The organism is Deltaproteobacteria bacterium, assembly GCA_016218975.1.
GTDB lineage: Bacteria > Desulfobacterota > Deferrimicrobia > Deferrimicrobiales > Deferrimicrobiaceae > JAENIX01.
On the sequence record JACRCO010000030.1, the window covers coordinates 1 to 17208 of the forward strand.

Sequence of the window (17208 nt, forward strand, 5' to 3'; positions counted from 1 at the left end):
AAGCCCACGTTGTACGGCTGACCTTTCATTGTATCGTATCTCTCGATCGCGAAAAGGAACGTTTTCGCCACGTCCCTGATATGTATGTAGTTCCTGCGGAAATTCTCCTCGAACAGGACGATGGACCGGTCCTTCAAGGCCTTCAGGACGAAATCGTTCACGAGGAGGTCCGTACGCATCCGCGGGCTCGTGCCGAAGACCGTGGCCAACCGAAGCGTGACGGCGCAACCCTTGTCCAGGAACGCCCTCTCGACTTCGACCTTGTCCTTTCCGTACTGCGAAACCGGACGCAGCGGACTTTCCTCCGTGCAGAAATTGTCCTTCTCGCCGATTCCGTAGCCGCTGTTGGTGGTGGGAAAAACCGCCTTCTGGGAAGCCGAAAGCATTTTCACGATCCGAAGCTGTGCGTCGAGGTTGACCATATGCGTAACGGACGGGTTCTTCTTGCAGGCCGGCGCCCCCACGATGGCCGCGAGAGGGATGACGACGTCGAACTTCGGCAGGAGGGAGGCCACAAGACCCTCGTCGCAGATGTCCCCCTTGATGAAATCGAAGTTCGGATCCGCGCAGCAATCGAGAAGGGAATGCTGGCCGTACATCAGGGAATCGAGCACGGTTACCCCGTATCCCCTTCCCAACAGGACCGGGACGAGGATCGAGCCGATGTATCCCGCCCCGCCTGTGACAAGAACCTTTTCCATGATCATGCCTCTCCGTCGTCGATAATCGTGCGCAGCCGCTTCAGGGGTCGATCCCCTTGAGATATTCTCCAGCCTGGAAGTACGTTTCCGGGATGCCGATGTCTATGAACCTCCCACGGCTTACGAATCCGTACACCGCATCATCCAGGAATGCGGGAAGAAGGTCCCTCTCCATCGACAGCACCTTTCCGCCCTCCACTCCGTCGAACAGGCTCCGCCGGAGCAGGTAAATGCCGGCGTTGATGTATCCGCCGCCGAGGCCGGGCCGCTTCTCCTCGAAGGAAACCACGCGGAGGCAGGAATCCATCCGGACCCTGCCGTACCGGCTCGCATCTTCGACCTCCTTGACCACCATCGTCAGGGAGGCGCGCCTTTCCGCGTGCGCGGCGGCCATTTCACCGAGGTCGGCCTCGACGTACGAGTCTCCGTTCAGCACGAGGACGTTTTCGGATTCCGAATTCATGAGCGCCAGCTTGACGGCCCCGCCCGTGCCCAACAGTTCCTTTTCCACCGAGAAAACGATTTCGAAGCCGAATGACCCGGCGTCCCTGTACCGCTCGACTATCTTGTCCGACATGTATCCCACGGCCAGGATCGCCTTGCCCACGATTCCGCTCCGGTCGAGGAAGCGGAGAAGTATGTCGAGGAACGGCTTCCCGCCGACCGGGGCGAGAGCTTTCGGCAGGCCGCTCACCGTCCCTTTCAGCCTGGTCCCGAGCCCTCCGGCCAGTATGATCGCGTCGATCTTCTCCATCCGTTCAGCGAGTCATTCCGTTCAGCGCGTCATGTAGATGATCTTCGAGCCTTCGTTTTCGAACCCGAAATCCACCTGCATCAGCCCGCGCAGCGCTTCACGGACGGCCTGCTGCCTTTCCATGGGGGCAAGCAGGAAGAGGAAGCCGCCCCCTCCCGCTCCGGCAAGCTTGCCGCCGTAAGCGCCGGCCGCGATCGCCTTTGCGTACATGCCGTCGATGGCATCGTTTGTAATCCTGCGGGAAAGCTTCTTCTTCAGCAACCACGATTCATGCAGAAGCGCGCCCAGTTTTTCCGCCATTTCCCGGGCGCCGCAATTCGAAATCATCTCTTCCGCTTCGAAAACGGTTTCCCGCATCCTTTCGAGGTACTCGTCCTTGCTGCACGACTTCGTGTTCGCGATCTGCTCCTCAAGAATCTCGGATGCGAAGCGCGTTATCCCCGTGTAGAACACCATCAGCGATTTCTGAAGGTATTCGTATTTTTCGTTCGATATCACGACGGGGCGGACGGACCATCCCGCCTTGTCGAATTCAATTACGTTCAGCCCGCCGAACGAGGCGTGCACCTGGTCCTGGCATCCCACGTTTTCCCCGATCATCCGCTGCTCGATGTGGATCGCCTCTTCCGCCAGCCGTTGTTTCGAAATGATTTTCCCCTCGAGGGCGTACAGTGCGTTCAGGAAACCGACGGTGAACGAAGAGGAGGAGCCCAGGCCGGTCTTCGCCGGAAGGTCGGCGAAGATGTGGATGTCCAGATTTCCGTTCGACTTCCTGAATTTCAGCGTCTCCCGGACGCTGGGATGGATGATCTGTTCCACGTCGTTCACGAGCTCGGCCTTCGAATAGCCTACGCGGATCTTGTATTCGAAGAAATCGCTGAGCCGGTTCACGCTGACGTAGGTGTACTTGTCGATCGTCGTCCCCAGGACCGCGCCCTTTTCCCGTTCGAAATATTCGCGGTAGTCCGTTCCGCCGCCGAAGAAACTGATCCGAACGGGAGTCCTCGATATGATCATGGCTTCCCCTGCCAGGATTGGCTGCTTTCGATTATGCGATATAAATGCCGGCAAGTGTAATTCAGGGATTTTTCATATGCGCTTTCGATCATTGGGCGATAGCGGTCCCAATGGTCCAGCATGTCCCGTATCTTCCACTCCAGTTCATCGAGGTCCTCGAAATAGACGAAATCCTCGCCCGGCGTGTAGTAACGTTCGATCACGTTCCACGGGTCTTTTTTCACCAGGTTCAACGTCCTCGAAAAAGCCGCTTCGTTGCACCTCGATTTGAACTGGGGCGCGATCCCCAAATCCTCGATGTGGCGGAACGCTTCGTTGTCCCGCCAGTTTTTTCTCGCCTTGATGTTGGCGACGTCGTCGTCGTTCCTGATATCGAAAGTGTTGAAGCAGATGGAGATCCTGCATCGGGCGATAAGCCGCAGCTTCCCGTCGTTGGTCAGATTCGTATCCGTGGCGTACTTCAGGTGTTTCTTCGTGAACTTGTTGATCCCGTGCGTCTGGGTCATGTACCGGTAGTTGAACTTCCTCATGATCTTCAGCATTCCCGAATATCTTTCGCCGTGGATCCCGCCATGGTAGCAGACGTCGTAAAGCTTATCCTGCGGCGCCGGGATGTCCGCTTCGTTGAAAGGATAGAAGATGTCCCTGTACTTGTTCCCGCCCCGGATGCCGTTCAGCCACCGGATCGTGTACGGGCAAATCCCGTAGACCTCGTCGAACCTGCCGTCGGCTTCGGTGGGCTGCCTGCTGCAGAACTCCGTCGGCATGGTGACGTTAAGATAGATCTTTCTTCCGCCGTCCGCGCCGCATTCCGGGGCGCGTCCGCTTTCCATGAAATTGTAGCCGTAATACAGAACATCCCGGCCGTCCCCCGTCGCCAGCTCGTCCAGCTTGAAATAGTGGGCGTTGGTCCCGGGAACTTCTATCGAAAGGTCCTTGACTACTCTCAAACCCGGCCCCTCGCTCCGTAATCGATGCCGTACTCCGCAAGGATCGGCCCCAGCTCCTTTTCGTATTCCCCAAGGTTCCATTTCCCCTTCACCAGCGCGGAGGCGATGTACGGGACGACCGAGGAATCGTAATGGACCAGCCCCCGCTTCGGCTCTTTGCGATAGGACACCAAACCCTTGATGTCAATCCGCGCGCACACCTTGTTCGCCTCGACCTCGAATTGCAGCTTTGTCCTTTTCCCCGCGATGTGAAGATCGGGGCCGATTTCGTGGATCTTCTCAAGGACCGGTTTCTTCCATATCGCGACCGTCTGGCTGTAGAAATATTCCGCCCGGTTGTCCAGGTAGAACAAGTCCTCACGGTTTCCGTATCTCGAAGGCGTGAAGTTGGAGCCGCGCGTGAACCGGATGAACGATATCGAGTCGTCCTTCGAAAGCAGCGAAACGTATTCGCCGACGGCGTCCCTGTCGACGTCGCCGTACAGAATATAATCCTCGTTGAAATTCATGATGAAGTCTTCTTTCACCGACTTCAGGCACTTGAGGTATTGCGTCCGGAAGTTGTCGCGCGGGTCGTAACGGACGACTTCGCAGCCGGCCGGCATCCCGTCCGCCTCGTCCGTGAAGACATACACCTTGTTGCCGGGGTAGTGCTTCTCCAACTGACCGAAGAACATTTTCCAAAGGTCGCGGGACGTCGATACGGTGTTCACGGCCAGGCAGAAATTCTTCATCGGTTTTCCTTTGGCGGCGGTTTCGCGACGGCCCGGCCGGCGGCTACCAGATGCATAACTTGTCGATGTCCTCGTGCTTCGTTCCGAGCCAGAACGCCTTCAGGTACGACCGGTCGAGCCGCATCCCCGTAAACGCGTTCAGCGTCGTGCCGATGTCGATATAAGTGTTGGCGTCGCAATGCTCGTAGAGCTGATGGATAGCCATCTTGCTGAACGAGGCGGCGGAAAACATGAACAGGTGCCCGCGGATGCCGTTATCGTCGATCCAGCGCTTCATGGTTTCGATCAATCCGTAGTCGTTCACCATCGCGTTGTAGCCGACGCGGAAATCCTTGCATACGAAAGGCAGCGTGGTCACGTCCGAATTCCCGTTGCACACGATAACCGTCCGGTAAGAGTTGAACAGAGGGTACATCTCCCGGATGAACCTTCCGTAATTCCCGTTCAGGAAGAGGTTCGCCCACGTGAAGTTTTCGTCGTGCGCGCCGTGGAAATCCAGTTGCCACCGGAAATCCTCCTCGCCTGCGCAGCACCGGCAGCTGATCCCCTTGAAGTAGTTCTTCGCAGTGTACCGGAAGGCCTCCACGAGCCGGTCCCTGTAAAACGAATGCTCGGCGGGAACGAAATGCTTGAAATCCTCCTTCCGGTAATGCCCTTTCATCACCTTGTCGCCGATCTTCACGACATTGTCGCCGAGGAGGACTTCCTTGTTCTGCAGGATGAACAGCTCCCCGTCGGAGAACCGGTTGAATGCGAACGGCTCCCTCCGCTTTAGAAGCGATACCAGATGGTAAAAATCATCGACGAAGCTTTTCATGCGGCTATCCCGCACATCGTAAACATGGCGCCGAGTTCGTGCCCGTCCCGCATCTCACAGGTCCAGTTCCTTCTTCCAGACTTCGTAGATCGAGTCGTTGCTTGCCGATTCGTCCGCTTCGGCCGTGTCCGGCCCGTGATAACGGGTGCCCGTCAGGGCGCACTCCCGTTTCACCGGGCTCCACGGCCTGGCGGCGCAACGATAAACGTCGGAGATGGAATCGTACATTTTCCGGGGATCGTCGACAAACCCGGCGAATTTGATCCTGCCCGGATATGTTTTCGACAGCGGGGCGATGTTCGAATTGAAGTAGACCGGGTCAAGCATGTAGCCGTACAGGACAACCGATTCCATCCCGTCCCGAAGCGCTTTTTCGATGGAGGTTTCCAGGCGGTTTTCCCGCCGGACCGTTCCGATGACGCCGGCCACCCGTTCCGGCCTGGCGGCCGGTTTTTCCAGGTCCCGCACGAAGTCGGGACAGACGAAATGGGAAAAACGGGAAGCCCCGCGGTCCCTCTGCGATTCGCAGGAGAAGTGGATCTTGTGGAAAATGGAGAAGCGCGGCCTTCCCGTGAGGACCGGATCGTCTCCGCTGCGTGTAAGAATCAGCCGGAAGGCATCCGGTTTCGTGCCGCCTGCCAGTACGCCGGGAATCCGGTCTTCCAGCTCCTTCCGCCATCCGCCGCCCCGTGAGGTGCCGGCCAGCTTTGCCGGATCGTCCAGATCGGAAGCCGAATGAAGCCGGATGCCGTGCGCGATGACGATGTCCCCGTTCACCGGCCGGAAATCCGAAAGAGGAGCGGACAGGCACTTGTCCATGTGCCACCGGTCCGGCCCGTAGAACACGCACTCGTGCCCCCTGGAATTGAGCTGGTTGCACAGGTTCGCGAGCGCGACCGTGGAGCCGACGGGGATGCTCTGCCCGGATACGATTTTTATCATTTCGGTTTCACAGCGAGCGGGAAAGGATCCGAACGATGCGCTCCGCCGCGCGGCCGTCCCCGAACGGGCGCAGCCGCGAATTTCCCGCGGGTTTCCTCGCCCATTCGATGTGGGGAAGGAGTTTCCTCCCCACGAGCCTTCCCAGCCCCATCTCGATCACTTCCGGCCGTTCGGTGGTCTCCCGCACGACCAGGATTCTCTTGTTCAGGCAGGCGCATTCTTCCTGGATTCCCCCGCTGTCGGATATGACGAACCTCGCGGAGGCCAGCATGCGGAGCATCTCGAAATAACCGACAGGTGGGATGACGCGGATATTCCCGGCGGTAAGCCGCGGGCGATGCTTCCGGACGTTCGGATTCGGATGGATCGGGAGGACCAGGTCAAGGTCGGGGTTCCCCGCGGCGACCCGGTTCAGCTCGTCGAAAATCAGCCCCATGATCGCGTGGTTTTCCCTGCGGTGCAGCGTCACCGGCACAACGTTGGACCGGGACACCGGGATCTTCCGCGCGCGCCGGATGGCTTTCACGGCGTCGACGATCGTGTTCCCCACGTTGTGGACGTTCCTGGCCCCGAAGCCGAGCAGGTTTTCGGATGCCCGCTTCGTCGGGGCGAAGTTCCACTCCGCGACGCCGCCGATCAGAGTGCGGTTCATCTCCTCCGGGTATGGATTATGCGGATCGAACGTCCGAAGACCCGCCTCCACGTGCGCGACCTTCACACCGTTGTAAAACGCCATCTGGGCGAGCGCCCAGGCCGTAGTCGTGTCGCCCTGCACGACCACCGCGTCGAAGCGGCGCCGGGCAAAAAGTTTTTCGGAGGCCAGGCAGATCTTGATGAAGCTTTCCCCCAGGGTGTTGTGCTTCCCCTTTCCCGAAAATGAACCGGCGAAGCTCACTCCCGGAGGGGGCACCAGCTCCTTCACGTCCTCGTAGAGGTCCGTCTGCTGCCCCGTGAAAAGAGTCTCGTGGAGTATCCGCCGCTTCCCGAGCTCGCGGATGACGGGGAACAGCTTGATGATTTCGGGGCGCGTCCCGTAGGCGACGAGGATCATAGCAGCATCGGCTTGTAGCCGTTCTCCATTTCGGTTTTCACGACGTGCCAGTAGTCCTCCGACCTGTCCCTGTTGCTGATCGCCACCCGGTCGATGCCGCGCTCGGGCTTGAGCGATCCCCACAGGGACGGTTCACTCTTGGGATGCGGGGGGCACGCGGAGCGGATGCCGCGCCGCTGAAGCATCGCGCAGAAATGGATATCCTCCCCGAACGTCCGGCAGGGAGGCTCCTCGTCCCAGAAGTATTTCGCCCATTCCCTGCGGAAGAACCAGCTGTGCCCGACGAGGTCGACGTATTCCAGGGTTTCGTTCATCCCTTCCCAGCCCATCCTCGGTTTCTCCGTTTTTGGGCCCGACCGGGAGAGGAACCGGAGCCCGATCGCCCCGCAGATCACCTTCTCGCCGTCCACGTACTTCAGGCAGTTCTCGAACCAGCGCTCCCCGGGAATTGTGTCGTCGTCGAAGACGCAAACGTACTCCCCTTCCAGCGCGGACGCCAGCGCGAACCGGGGGATTATACCGAAGTTGTGGTCGCAGATGATCTTCTTCACCCGGTCGTCGTTTTTGAAGCTCACCAGCTGCTTCCGCTCGATAAAGCCCAGCGCCCGGGGGGGCTTGTTGTACCAGAGCACGATCTCGTGCGGCGGCACGGTCTGGGAGAGCAGCCGGCCGACCTGCTCCTCCAGATACTGGGGCCGTTGCCATGCGGTGAGGATCACCGAAACCTTCGGATTCATCGGGCCTCCCCCGCAATGCGGCGGTCAGCCGAGCAGTTCCTCATAAATCCCCTCCATGTCCTCCGCCAGCCGGTCCCAGGAATGCTCCCTTGCCGTCGACCGCGCCTCCCGCCCCATTCGGAGCCGGGTTTCCCCGTCCATAAGCAGCCCGATCCTGTCCGCAGCCGCGCCCGCATCTTCCGGATCATCCACGACGAAACCGTTCCTGCCGTTCTCCACGAGGTCCTTCGCGCCGACGCCCGCGCTGATCACGACGGGAATCCCCGCGGCCATCGCCTCGAGCACGGCCATCCCGAACGTGTCGAACTTCGACAGCATCGCGAAAACGTCCGAGGCAAGGTAGAAGCGTTCCATCCCATCCGCCTGGGGCCCGGTGAAGACCACCGCCTCCCCGATTCCAAGCCGGTTCGCGATTCCTTCGTACTTCCTTCGATCTCCCTTCCCCACCACGAGCAGCCGGATGCGCTCTCCGGCGTGCTTCCGCCCGGCGCAGGCCACGGATGCCATGATAACATCCAGGCCCTTGACCTCGAAGTTCATCCCCACGAAAAGGATAACGGTATCCTCCAGGCCGATCCCGTAGCGCGAGCGTACTTCGCGGCGGCAGGCAGCCCGGTCCGGCGAGGAAAACCTCTCCACGTCCACCCCCGGGTGAGCCACGAGGAACATCGAGGGATCCACGCCGTACTCGCGCGCGAAAGCATCCTTCGCCAGGGTGGAAACGGGCAGAAACCGGCGGGCGCCGCACCCCATCATCCGCTTTTCGACCGATACGGTCGCGAGATCGAACAGGCCGGGACGTTTGCGGCGCACGTCGCGGACCCAGCCGGCGTGCGGGACCGAGTGAAGCGAGAAGATGTCCGCGCAGTAGATGCGCTCGTGGGAATGCACGAGGTCGAAACTCCCCCCTGACACCATGCGATCGACGAACCGGGCGAACCCGACGGGGCGCAGGAACCGGGGGAACCGGATCGCGGGAACCTTGTGGAACACGATATCCCCGGAACCGGAACTCCACCGGTTGGCGAAGACGTGGAACTCGTATTTACCCTTCCGGGCGAGCCGCTCCGTCAGTTCCGCCGCGAACCTCTCTCCTCCGCCGATCAGGCCGTACTTCGGTATCGCGACGGCCACCCGCGGGCGCCCTCCCCGTCTCATTCCCCCCATACCGGTCGAGGAGGCCGTCACCGCGCCGCCTCGAGACGCTTTCGCTCCAGCTCCCTGAGCTTCACGTATTTGGCGAAAACGTGCATCCCCCCCGCAACGGCGATTTCGAACCCTTCGACGCCGTCGAGGAAACCGAGCCGCAGCAGGTACGACTTCACGAATGAGAGAAACGGGCGGACCGTCATGTCCGAAATGCCGCTCCTGCGGCCCGCTTCGAACATCTCCTTCGCGGAAAGGTCGGTGTACCGGTTCATCTTGACGAGGAGGTCCGACAGGCCGCCGAAGGAATAGTGGAGGATGTGATGATCGAGCCGCCCGCTCTCCCCCGATGCGACCACCCGCTCGTGCACCGCGGAGTCCGAAAACCTCGCCCGGCGCCGGTCGAACAGGCGGACAGTGCGGTCGGGGTACCATCCCGAGTGCCTGATCTCCTTCGAACCGAGGAAAGTCCTCCGCGGGACGGTGTATGCGGGAAGAGCCCCTCCGCGCCGAAGGACATCCGCGATTTCCGAGGCCAGCTCCGGCGTCGCCCGTTCGTCGCAATCGAGGCAGAAGATCATGTCGTGTGAGGCGAGGTCGACCGCGGCCTGCTTCTGCGGGCCGAACCCTTTCCACGGCACTTCGAAGACCTTCGGCGTGAAGCTGAGCGCGACCTCCAGCGTGCCGTCGGAGCTGCCCGAATCCACCACCACGATCTCGTCCGCGAACCGCAATGATTCGAGGCAGGCCGCGATGCGATCCTTCTCGTTCAAGGAGATGACGATGGCGCTGACCGGCCGTCGATCGGACGTTTCCATGCTCTCCCCCGAAACTTTCAGGCCGTTACGATCTCGAACAGCCGTCCCGCGCTCAATTCCTCCTGGAGCGCCCTTCCCGCCCGCACGGCATTGCGGCGGTAACGGCCGTAATCCCGCAGGATCTCTTCCGCTGCCGAGAAAAGCGCTTCCGGCGCCGCCTCCGCGACCGCCTTCCCCGCCTCGAAGCGTTCCACCACGCGCCCCATCCACGTCCCCTTCATCGTCACGACGGGGCAGCCGCGCGACAGGGCATCGAGCGTGACGCCGCTCAGCCGGTCCGCGAAATCCGCGGCGGCATAGGGTTGAAGGCAGACGGCGCCGCGGAACTGGTCCGCGTATTCCTCCGCACCCAGGGTTTCCGGCCGAACCGTCAGGTGCGGATAGGCGATCTTTCCCAGGCGTTCGACCTCCGCGCGCACGGCCGGATCGTACCGGTCGTAATGATCCGGAGAAGCCTGGAGGGTAACAGGGACTGCCTTGTTATGCGAGGCCATCCAGGCGACCAGGCCGACAACGGCCGGGAACCCCTTGTCCGCCCGGGCTGCCCCGGCGAAGAGCAGGTGCCGGAAATCCTCGCTTTCCGGCCCTGCGTCGTGGTCGACGGGCGTGATCGGGTACGGCGCGATTTCGGCCTTGGCGAACCCGCACTCCCGGAAAATGTCCACGACCGATTGCGTGGGCCCGAGCACGGCAAACCCGGGCTGGCGCCCGGCCATCCGCGCGAGGAAAGCCCGTTTACGGGCGTCGGGCCTGAACCAGTGAAAATAGAGGAACGCTTTTCCCGGCGGTATGATTCCCCTGGCCGCAAGCGAGAGAAGGGAAAGATCCGCACGCGTGGCGGTCGGAAGGAACAGCCTGCCGGGCTCGCGCAGCAACCGGCGAAAGAGAAGGAATGCCTCCGGCCGGCGCAAGCGCCTGTGGAACCAGGGAACGACCCGCACGCCCATCTCCTCGAGCCGCGGAAGATACGCGCCGCTTCCTGCATAGAGGCGAATCGAGCACCCGCTGTTTTTCCCGGCGCCGCAGAATGCCGAAACGAAACTGTGGCAGTGCCCCGCCCCGGATTCGAGAGTGGGCTCGACAATGTGAAGAAGTCTTTCCATCGCTTACGAATCCCGACCGATCAATTCCGCCATCGCCTCCGCGGCCGCTTCCGGAGGAATGCTTCGCCGGCATTCCGCGTCCCGGGAGCACCGTTTGCGCAGGCATGCCGTGCACGGCATGGGAGCCTGCAGAAACCGGTGGGCGAGCCCGTAAGGAGCATTCCGTTTGCCGTCCGTCACGCGGAAGACGGAGACGGTTCGGCAACCCACGGCCGCCGCGACGTGGAGAGGGCCGGTGTCCGGAGCTATGAGGAAACCGCACTTTCGAAAAACCGCCGCCAGCTCCTTCAAGGAAAGCCTGGGCAGCAACGCCGCGCCGCGCCCGATATCCGCAAGGATACGTTCCGCCTCGCGCCGCTCCTCTTCGTTCCCCCAGGACAGCAACACGCCGATCCCGGGGTATATGCTCCTCAGTTCCCGGACCGCATGCGCCCAGAATTCCGGATCCATCCGTTTCGTATGCCACGTCGTTCCCGGGTGGACGACCAGCAGCGGGTTCGCATCCGGGAAGATGTCCCGGACCGTCCTGCCGGCATGTAGAACCTGCGCCTCGGTCAATGGTATTTCCGCCCGCAGCGACGAGAGGTCGAACTCTCCCCCGAAAGGGGCGCTGGCCACCCGCAGCATCTTCCTGGTGACATGCCCGTCTTCCGGCCGCAGTGCCACCTTTCGGTTGGTGAAAAGCAGGTTCGGCGACTCCCGAACTCCGCGGCGATCGAAACCGAATCGCAGGGGCGCGCCGGACAGACGGGTTACGACGCCGCTCTTGGCGTTTCCCTGGATATCGAACGCGGCGTCGTAGTTTCCCTCGCGAAGTTCGCGGATCGCCGCCGCCGCCTCTTTCCCCGCGCCGCCGCCCGCCCATTCCCGCTTCCAGCGCTTGAGGTCGAGCGCCACCACGCGGAAGAGCGCATCGTTCCCCTCGAGCAGCGCGGCGAACCTGCGGTCGACCGCCCAGTCGATGCGCGCCGCCGGAGCGGCTTTCCTGAGGTAATCGAGGACGGGCAGGGCGTGCGCAACGTCCCCCAGCGCGGAGAGCTTTACTATGAGGATCCGTCGGAATTCATCCGGTTTCACACGAGCACTCCCGGAACAGCGCTCGGGCCGCGGAAACGACCATGTCGGCGGTCACCTCCAGCATGCACTCGTGCGCACGGTTGCATTCCCTGAGCAGGCAGGGGGAGCAGTCGACGTCCCCGCGGACGATCCTTGCCTTGCGCGTCCATGGGGAGGTGGTGCGCCAATCGGTCGACCCGAAGACCGCCGCAAGCGGAACACCGAGAGCCGCGGCGATGTGCATCGGTCCCGAATCGTTCGTCACCAGGAAGGAGCACCGGGAGAGGAGAGCCATGAGCTCCCTCACCGTGGTCCGCCCCGCGAGGTTCACCGGCTTCCGGCGCATCCCCGCCTCGATCTCGCTTGCGAGGGGCCGCTCGGCGGCCGAGCCCATGAGCACGACGGCCGCTCCCCACTCTTCCGAAAGCGCATCCGCCACCGCCGCGAAACGATCGGGGTACCATCTCTTCGCCGAACCGTAGGTGGCGCCCGGATTGATCCCCAATATCCTCTCCCCCTTGAGAATGCCGAGCGCGGAAAGCCTGTCCCCCATCGCTTCCGTTTCTTCCCGGGTCACTTGAAGCCGCATGCCGACGGGGTCCGGCAGGGAGATTCCAAGCCCGGCCACGAGGCGGATGTAGTAGTCCACGTGATGCAGGCGGAGGATTTCCTCCGTTACGGGAACCGCCCGCGTCAGAAGCAGGCGTCTTCCGTCGGTAGCGTATCCCATCCGCTCGGGGACTCCCGCGAGAAACGAAAGAAGCGCGGCGTCGAATGCGTTCTGGAAGAGGATCGCCGCGTCGAACCGGTATCTGCGCAACTCCGCCGCCATCCGCAGCATCCCGGAAGCCCCCGAATGCAGGCCCTCCTTGTCGTAAACGGCGATATCGTCCACATCCGGGTGATACCGGAACAATTCGGCCACGAGAGGCCGCGCCGCAAGCGTGATCCTGGCATTGGGAAACGCTTCCCGAACCGCGCTCAGCGCGGGTGTAGTGAGCACCGCATCCCCCAGCCAATTGACGGCGCGCACAAGCAGCGCTGCGGGCGGGTTCGTCCTTTTAAAGCGCATGGAGGCTATGGGTCAACACTTCCCGAAGAACCGGCGGACCTGCCGGATAACCGCATCCTGGTCCTCGCGGGAGAGATACGCCGACATCGGCAGCGAGAGGATCTCCCCGGAAACGGCGCAGGACTCGGGAAAATCGTTATCCCCGTAATCAAGAGCGGCGAAGGCTTCCTGCCGGTGCAGGGGGATGGGATAGTGGATGGCCGTGGGAACCCCGTTTTCCCCAAGGTGTGAAGCGAGCCGGTCGCGCCCAGGCGTCCGGATCGAATATTGGGCGTAGACGTGCGTATTTCCCGGCGCGATCGACGGAACCGTGACGACATCCTCGAGCGCCTCGGAATAGTAAGCGCCGACCGCCGCACGCCGCGCCACTTCGGCGGGGAAATGGCGGAACTTGGCCAGGAGAACCGCGGCCTGGATCTCGTCCAGGCGGCCGTTGATGCCGACCATGCCGTGGCGGTACCTCTCCCACTGGCCGTGGTTGCGAAGCCCCGAAATCCGCCGGGCGATGCCGTCGTCCGAGGTGAACACCATTCCCCCATCTCCGTAGCAACCGAGCGGCTTGGAAGGAAAGAATGAGGTCGTCCCCACGTGCGGAAATCCGCAGGAACGTTTACCGTTTCGTTCCGCCCCGAAGGACTGGCACCCGTCCTCGATGACGAACAGGCCGTACTCCGAAGCGATCTTCGCAATCGGTTCCATTTCCGGGCACTGTCCATAGAGGCTGACGGGGATGATGCCGCGGGTGTTTTTCGTCAGCGCCTCCTCGATCTTCAGCGGGTCGAGATTATAGGTTCGCGGATCGATATCGACGAAGACGGGCGTGGCGCCTGCGAGCACTATCGTTTCGGCCGTCGCGATGAAAGTGAAAGGCGTGGTAAGGATCTCGTCGCCGGGTCCCACCCCGTACGCCATCAGTGCGAGCAGGAGCGCATCGGTCCCCGACGAACAACCGAACGCGTGCTTGGCGCCCACATAGGCTGCCAGGAGGCGTTCCAGTTCCGCCCCCTTCGGTCCCAGGATGAACTGCGCGCTGTTCAGGACGGCTTCGATCTGTTCGCGGATTTCGGTCTCGTACGCGGCAAACTGCGCCTGCAGATCGACAAATTTCACGGAATTACCGTCATTTTCATCGGCCCCCACCGGTTTGCGGTAAACTTATTTGTATCATACCGACCCGGGTTTTCCAATTTCCGATCCCTTTTTCACTCCGCCGGGAAGGAAATTCTGGTATAAATACAAGTTTCAGGGAGGGATGGCCGAGCGGCTTAAGGCGGCGGTCTTGAAAACCGCTGAACGGCAACGTTCCGTAGGTTCAAATCCTACTCCCTCCGCCAAGATAAGTCTTTGACAGCGGAGTCCAGGGATTTGAACCCGAGCACGCCGCCGACCGAACAGGGAGGAAAAGGGCGACCATGTGGAGCCCGACAGGCGTGCGAGGCGACCGAGGGGGCGCAGGCGTGATCGCCGGAGCCTGATCGGTCAAATCCTGCTCCCTCCGCCAAGGTGAGTGGACCGAAAGCCATAAAGGTTCGTGATTAATTGCCGGAGAGGTGGCCGAGCCGGCTGAAGGCAACCGCCTGCTAAGCGGTTGTACGGGTAAAACCGTACCGAGAGTTCGAATCTCTCCCTCTCCGCCATCCGCCTTCGCCCATCGGCATGGAATAAACCCTTGTGCCGGTGGGCTACGGCGGATGCCCGCCGAAGCGCCGAGCATCAGGTTTTTTATCGGTGAGGCGCGAAGGCGGGCATGAATTTTTATAAATCGACAGGGTTTCGCGGAGAGGTGTCCGAGCTGGCCGAAGGAACGCGACTGGAAATCGCGTAGGCGGCTTATACCCGCCTCGAGAGTTCGAATCTCTCCCTCTCCGCCATCCAATGTTTGTTAGACAACGTCGTTGACCTAGGAGGAGAAATGAAACGGATCGCGCTGTTGGCAGCAACCATTTTGGTATTTGCGCTTGTAGCAACGGCCTGCAAGAAGTCCGAGCCGCCGCAACCGCCCCCGCCGATGCAGGGCCAGGGAACGCCCGGGCAAGGCATGCAGGGTCAGCCCGGGGGAATGCCCCCCATGGGAGGCGGACCCGAAAAGAAAGTCGTCGTGCCCGACACGGTGAAGGGCACGTGGAAGGCCGTCAAGATCGAGGTTGAATACAAAGAGAAGAAATCGAAAAAGCAGTTCACCGTTCCCTTGAAATCGGAGTTCAAGGTCCCCGATTCCGACCTCGTGCTCAAGGTGGGCGAATTCCTCCCCCATTTCGCGATGTCCGCCGATTCGATCACCTCGAACACGAACAACCCGGAAAACCCCGCTGTCCAGGCCGAAGTCTTCCAGGGAGACAAGGAAATCTTCCACGGGTGGTTCTTTTCCAAGTTCCCGTCGGTGCATCCCTTCCAGCACGACAAGTTCGGCCTGACGATGATCGAGGGCGTCAAGAAATAGGTACGGCGCGATTCCAGGGGCGCTCCTGGCGCCAGGAGCGCCCCGCCGCAACATAAGCCGATCGAGAAATGCGGGATAGTATCGGTACTTGCCGGAAACGAGGCGCGAAGGCCGGGATGATTACCGGCCGCCCTTCCCGGTTCTTTTCAAAACATCGAGCATCTGCCCGTGGATCCGTCCGTTCGACGCAAGGATGTCCGGCTGGTGGATATCGTATGGCGAGCCGTCGAGACGGGTCGCGATCCCGCCGGCCTCCTTCAGTATCAACAACCCGGCAGCCGTGTCCCACGGCTTGAGGGACAGCTCCCAGAAGCCGTCGAATCTGCCGCAAGCCAGGTAACACATGTCCAGCGCCGCGGATCCGTCGCGACGGATCGCCTGTCCGGTGAAAACGAATTCCTGGAAATAGCCGAGATTGTTGTCGCTCGCCGTGTTCACGTCGTATGCGAACCCCGTCGACAGCAGGGACCGGCGCAATTTCTCCGTTGCGGAAACGGAAATCGGCCTGCCGTTCAGGAACGCCCCTCCCCCGGGCATCGCGGCGAACATCTCGTCGAGCAGCGGATCGTACACAGCCCCCGCCGACAGCGTGCCGGCCTTCTCCACCGCGATCGAAACGCAGAAGCATGGATAACCGTGGGCGTAGTTCGTCGTCCCGTCGAGCGGATCGACTATCCATCGGTACGGAGAGGATGAGGTCACTTCCGAGCTTTCCTCAGAGAGGATTCCATGGTCCGGGAAGGAGTCCCGGATCCTTCCGATGATGAAGGTCTCCGACTGGCGGTCGACATCGGTCACCAGGTTGATCTCCCCCTTGAAATGGACCGTCTGCTTCTTCCCGTAGTTCCGGCGCAGGATTTCCCCCGCACCCCTGGCCGTCTCTTCCGCGAATCGCGCGAGATCCCGGTTTTCCATCCGAACCCTCCGCATACTGTTGCATCCTGCTCACGGCATTATAGTATGTTGAGAAGCCGGCTTCCGAAGTTCCACCGGATTCCGTAAAAATGTTCGGAGGAAATTGGAAATGACACGATGGTTCGTCGCACTTTTCCTTGCGGCGGCTCTCCTCGCGGGAGGGTGCGCTTCGACGAAGAAACAGGAGCGGTCCTGGCAGGCGGGAGACACCGTCATCTGCCCCCACTGCGGGCGAAGTTTCCCCGTCCCGGAAAAACTCGGCCCTTAGTGCTTCATTTAATGAAGCACTAAGGCGGAGGACAGGAACGATGAACCCGACTCGCCGCTCGGGGGATACGGGCGGCAAACAATCCGTTTCGCTCGGTTACGGCCGCTCACGGCTTCCGTTGCGGGAGGAATTCTTCCGGAACTTCCACCTGCTGGCGGCCCGCGCTCCCCTCCTTCCCCCTTCGGAGGATACGTTCCTCCAGCAGCGGATCGCACGCCCGATCGGCTCTCTCCCGTTGCGGAGGATCCTTTCCCCCGGCGATTCCGTCGCCGTGGCGATTTCGGACGTCACCCGTTACAGCGCGACGGAAAAGTTCCTCCCGCATCTCCTTCGGGAGACGGACGCGGCGGGCGTGCCGCGGAAACGTGTCACGCTCTTCGTCGCGCGGGGGACGCACAGGGCGCTGTCGCTTGAAGAACTCCGGGCGGTGACAGGCGCGGAACTCGCGTCGGGGATACGGATCGAGCAGTCCGACCCCGACGGCGACACGGTCTTCGCAGGGACCACCTCAAGAGGGACGCCGGTACATATTTGCAGAACGCTGATGGAGCATGACCGGATCGTCCTGACCGGCACGATCTCCTTCCATTATTTCGCAGGCTTCGGGGGAGGGAGAAAAGCCCTCGTCCCCGGCTGCGCCGGCAGGAAAACGGCGGAGGCGACCCATTTCCGCATATTCAGGACCGA

General features: G+C 61.5%; 19 protein-coding genes and 3 tRNA genes. 6 read left to right on the top strand and 16 right to left on the bottom strand.

Annotation, left to right across the window (positions count from 1 at the left end; translation table 11 throughout):
- The 15 genes from HY896_03435 to HY896_03505 all read right to left on the bottom strand — a co-directional run.
- A partial coding sequence (locus HY896_03435; protein MBI5575400.1) for an NAD-dependent epimerase/dehydratase family protein occupies positions 1 to 707 on the bottom strand: 707 nt, incomplete at its 3' end.
- A 34-nt stretch (positions 708 to 741) separates the two neighbouring features.
- A complete protein-coding gene (locus HY896_03440; GenBank protein MBI5575401.1) occupies positions 742 to 1455 on the bottom strand; it encodes a nucleotidyltransferase family protein in 714 nt (237 codons plus the stop codon).
- A gap of 21 nt (positions 1456 to 1476) precedes the next feature.
- Positions 1477 to 2472: a kinase gene (locus tag HY896_03445; GenBank protein MBI5575402.1), complete on the bottom strand. Its 996-nt coding sequence runs from the start codon at positions 2470 to 2472 to the stop codon at positions 1477 to 1479.
- Positions 2469 to 3422, bottom strand: coding sequence for a glycosyltransferase family 1 protein (locus tag HY896_03450; protein MBI5575403.1), 954 nt, complete (start codon positions 3420 to 3422; stop codon positions 2469 to 2471). Before HY896_03450 ends, HY896_03445 begins: the two co-directional genes overlap by 4 nt.
- Positions 3419 to 4156: a hypothetical protein gene (locus tag HY896_03455; GenBank protein ID MBI5575404.1), complete on the bottom strand. Its 738-nt coding sequence runs from the start codon at positions 4154 to 4156 to the stop codon at positions 3419 to 3421. The genes HY896_03450 and HY896_03455 overlap by 4 nt, the downstream gene beginning before the upstream one ends.
- A 43-nt stretch (positions 4157 to 4199) precedes the next feature.
- The gene (locus HY896_03460; protein ID MBI5575405.1) at positions 4200 to 4973 is read right to left on the bottom strand and encodes a hypothetical protein; all 774 of its coding nucleotides are present in this window, start codon (positions 4971 to 4973) and stop codon (positions 4200 to 4202) included.
- 54 nt (positions 4974 to 5027) lie between these two features.
- On the bottom strand, positions 5028 to 5915 hold the full coding sequence (locus HY896_03465; GenBank protein ID MBI5575406.1) for a hypothetical protein: 888 nt from the start codon (positions 5913 to 5915) through the stop codon (positions 5028 to 5030).
- 7 nt (positions 5916 to 5922) lie between these two features.
- Positions 5923 to 6966 carry a UDP-N-acetylglucosamine 2-epimerase (non-hydrolyzing) gene (gene wecB / locus HY896_03470; protein MBI5575407.1) on the bottom strand — a complete coding sequence of 348 codons (1044 nt, stop codon included), beginning with the start codon at positions 6964 to 6966 and terminating at the stop codon, positions 5923 to 5925.
- The gene (locus tag HY896_03475; GenBank protein MBI5575408.1) at positions 6963 to 7703 is read right to left on the bottom strand and encodes a glycosyltransferase family 2 protein; all 741 of its coding nucleotides are present in this window, start codon (positions 7701 to 7703) and stop codon (positions 6963 to 6965) included. Before HY896_03475 ends, wecB begins: the two co-directional genes overlap by 4 nt.
- A gap of 24 nt (positions 7704 to 7727) precedes the next feature.
- Complete coding sequence (locus HY896_03480) at positions 7728 to 8837, bottom strand: glycosyltransferase family 4 protein (GenBank protein MBI5575409.1); 1110 nt, start codon at positions 8835 to 8837, stop codon at positions 7728 to 7730.
- Positions 8838 to 8887: 50 nt separating this feature from the next.
- Positions 8888 to 9667, bottom strand: a complete 780-nt coding sequence (locus tag HY896_03485; GenBank protein ID MBI5575410.1) for a glycosyltransferase family 2 protein — start codon at positions 9665 to 9667, stop codon at positions 8888 to 8890.
- 17 nt (positions 9668 to 9684) lie between these two features.
- Positions 9685 to 10770 carry a hypothetical protein gene (locus tag HY896_03490; GenBank protein MBI5575411.1) on the bottom strand — a complete coding sequence of 362 codons (1086 nt, stop codon included), beginning with the start codon at positions 10768 to 10770 and terminating at the stop codon, positions 9685 to 9687.
- 3 nt (positions 10771 to 10773) lie between these two features.
- Positions 10774 to 11847 carry a lipopolysaccharide heptosyltransferase I gene (gene waaC, locus HY896_03495; protein ID MBI5575412.1) on the bottom strand — a complete coding sequence of 358 codons (1074 nt, stop codon included), beginning with the start codon at positions 11845 to 11847 and terminating at the stop codon, positions 10774 to 10776.
- Positions 11834 to 12898, bottom strand: coding sequence for a lipopolysaccharide heptosyltransferase II (gene waaF, locus HY896_03500; GenBank protein ID MBI5575413.1), 1065 nt, complete (start codon positions 12896 to 12898; stop codon positions 11834 to 11836). The genes waaC and waaF overlap by 14 nt, the downstream gene beginning before the upstream one ends.
- Positions 12899 to 12910: 12 nt before the next feature.
- The gene (locus tag HY896_03505) at positions 12911 to 14008 is read right to left on the bottom strand and encodes a DegT/DnrJ/EryC1/StrS family aminotransferase (GenBank protein ID MBI5575414.1); all 1098 of its coding nucleotides are present in this window, start codon (positions 14006 to 14008) and stop codon (positions 12911 to 12913) included.
- A gap of 136 nt (positions 14009 to 14144) precedes the next feature.
- On the opposite strand from HY896_03505, the gene HY896_03510 reads away from it, so the two are divergent.
- The 4 genes from HY896_03510 (at position 14145) to HY896_03525 (ending at position 15338) form a co-directional block, all read left to right on the top strand.
- Positions 14145 to 14232 (top strand) — tRNA-Ser (locus tag HY896_03510).
- Positions 14233 to 14442: 210 nt separating this feature from the next.
- Positions 14443 to 14535: transfer RNA gene (locus tag HY896_03515), tRNA-Ser, on the top strand.
- 140 nt (positions 14536 to 14675) lie between these two features.
- Positions 14676 to 14769: transfer RNA gene (locus HY896_03520), tRNA-Ser, on the top strand.
- A 41-nt stretch (positions 14770 to 14810) separates the two neighbouring features.
- The gene (locus HY896_03525; GenBank protein ID MBI5575415.1) at positions 14811 to 15338 is read left to right on the top strand and encodes a DUF2155 domain-containing protein; all 528 of its coding nucleotides are present in this window, start codon (positions 14811 to 14813) and stop codon (positions 15336 to 15338) included.
- A gap of 120 nt (positions 15339 to 15458) precedes the next feature.
- Here the strand turns inward: HY896_03525 and HY896_03530 are convergent, their stop codons facing one another.
- A complete protein-coding gene (locus HY896_03530) occupies positions 15459 to 16253 on the bottom strand; it encodes an inositol monophosphatase (GenBank protein ID MBI5575416.1) in 795 nt (264 codons plus the stop codon).
- 109 nt (positions 16254 to 16362) lie between these two features.
- On the opposite strand from HY896_03530, the gene HY896_03535 reads away from it, so the two are divergent.
- A complete protein-coding gene (locus HY896_03535; GenBank protein ID MBI5575417.1) occupies positions 16363 to 16521 on the top strand; it encodes a hypothetical protein in 159 nt (52 codons plus the stop codon).
- Between the two features lie 40 nt (positions 16522 to 16561).
- On the top strand, positions 16562 to 17208 hold a 647-nt coding region (locus HY896_03540; GenBank protein ID MBI5575418.1), incomplete at its 3' end, for a DUF2088 domain-containing protein.

Bases quoted from the DNA above. Each gene is read 5' to 3' on its own strand.
- HY896_03445 (MBI5575402.1), bottom strand. From the start codon at position 2,472: ATGATCATATCGAGGACTCCCGTTCGGATCAGTTTCTTCGGCGGCGGA.
- HY896_03490 (MBI5575411.1), bottom strand. From the start codon at position 10,770: ATGGAAAGACTTCTTCACATTGTCGAGCCCACTCTCGAATCCGGGGCG.
- HY896_03485 (MBI5575410.1), bottom strand. From the start codon at position 9,667: ATGGAAACGTCCGATCGACGGCCGGTCAGCGCCATCGTCATCTCCTTG.
- HY896_03525 (MBI5575415.1), top strand. From the start codon at position 14,811: ATGAAACGGATCGCGCTGTTGGCAGCAACCATTTTGGTATTTGCGCTT.
- HY896_03440 (MBI5575401.1), bottom strand. From the start codon at position 1,455: ATGGAGAAGATCGACGCGATCATACTGGCCGGAGGGCTCGGGACCAGG.
- HY896_03535 (MBI5575417.1), top strand. From the start codon at position 16,363: ATGACACGATGGTTCGTCGCACTTTTCCTTGCGGCGGCTCTCCTCGCG.
- waaF (MBI5575413.1), bottom strand. From the start codon at position 12,898: ATGCGCTTTAAAAGGACGAACCCGCCCGCAGCGCTGCTTGTGCGCGCC.
- HY896_03455 (MBI5575404.1), bottom strand. From the start codon at position 4,156: ATGAAGAATTTCTGCCTGGCCGTGAACACCGTATCGACGTCCCGCGAC.
- HY896_03530 (MBI5575416.1), bottom strand. From the start codon at position 16,253: ATGGAAAACCGGGATCTCGCGCGATTCGCGGAAGAGACGGCCAGGGGT.
- HY896_03475 (MBI5575408.1), bottom strand. From the start codon at position 7,703: ATGAATCCGAAGGTTTCGGTGATCCTCACCGCATGGCAACGGCCCCAG.
- HY896_03465 (MBI5575406.1), bottom strand. From the start codon at position 5,915: ATGATAAAAATCGTATCCGGGCAGAGCATCCCCGTCGGCTCCACGGTC.
- HY896_03460 (MBI5575405.1), bottom strand. From the start codon at position 4,973: ATGAAAAGCTTCGTCGATGATTTTTACCATCTGGTATCGCTTCTAAAG.
- wecB (MBI5575407.1), bottom strand. From the start codon at position 6,966: ATGATCCTCGTCGCCTACGGGACGCGCCCCGAAATCATCAAGCTGTTC.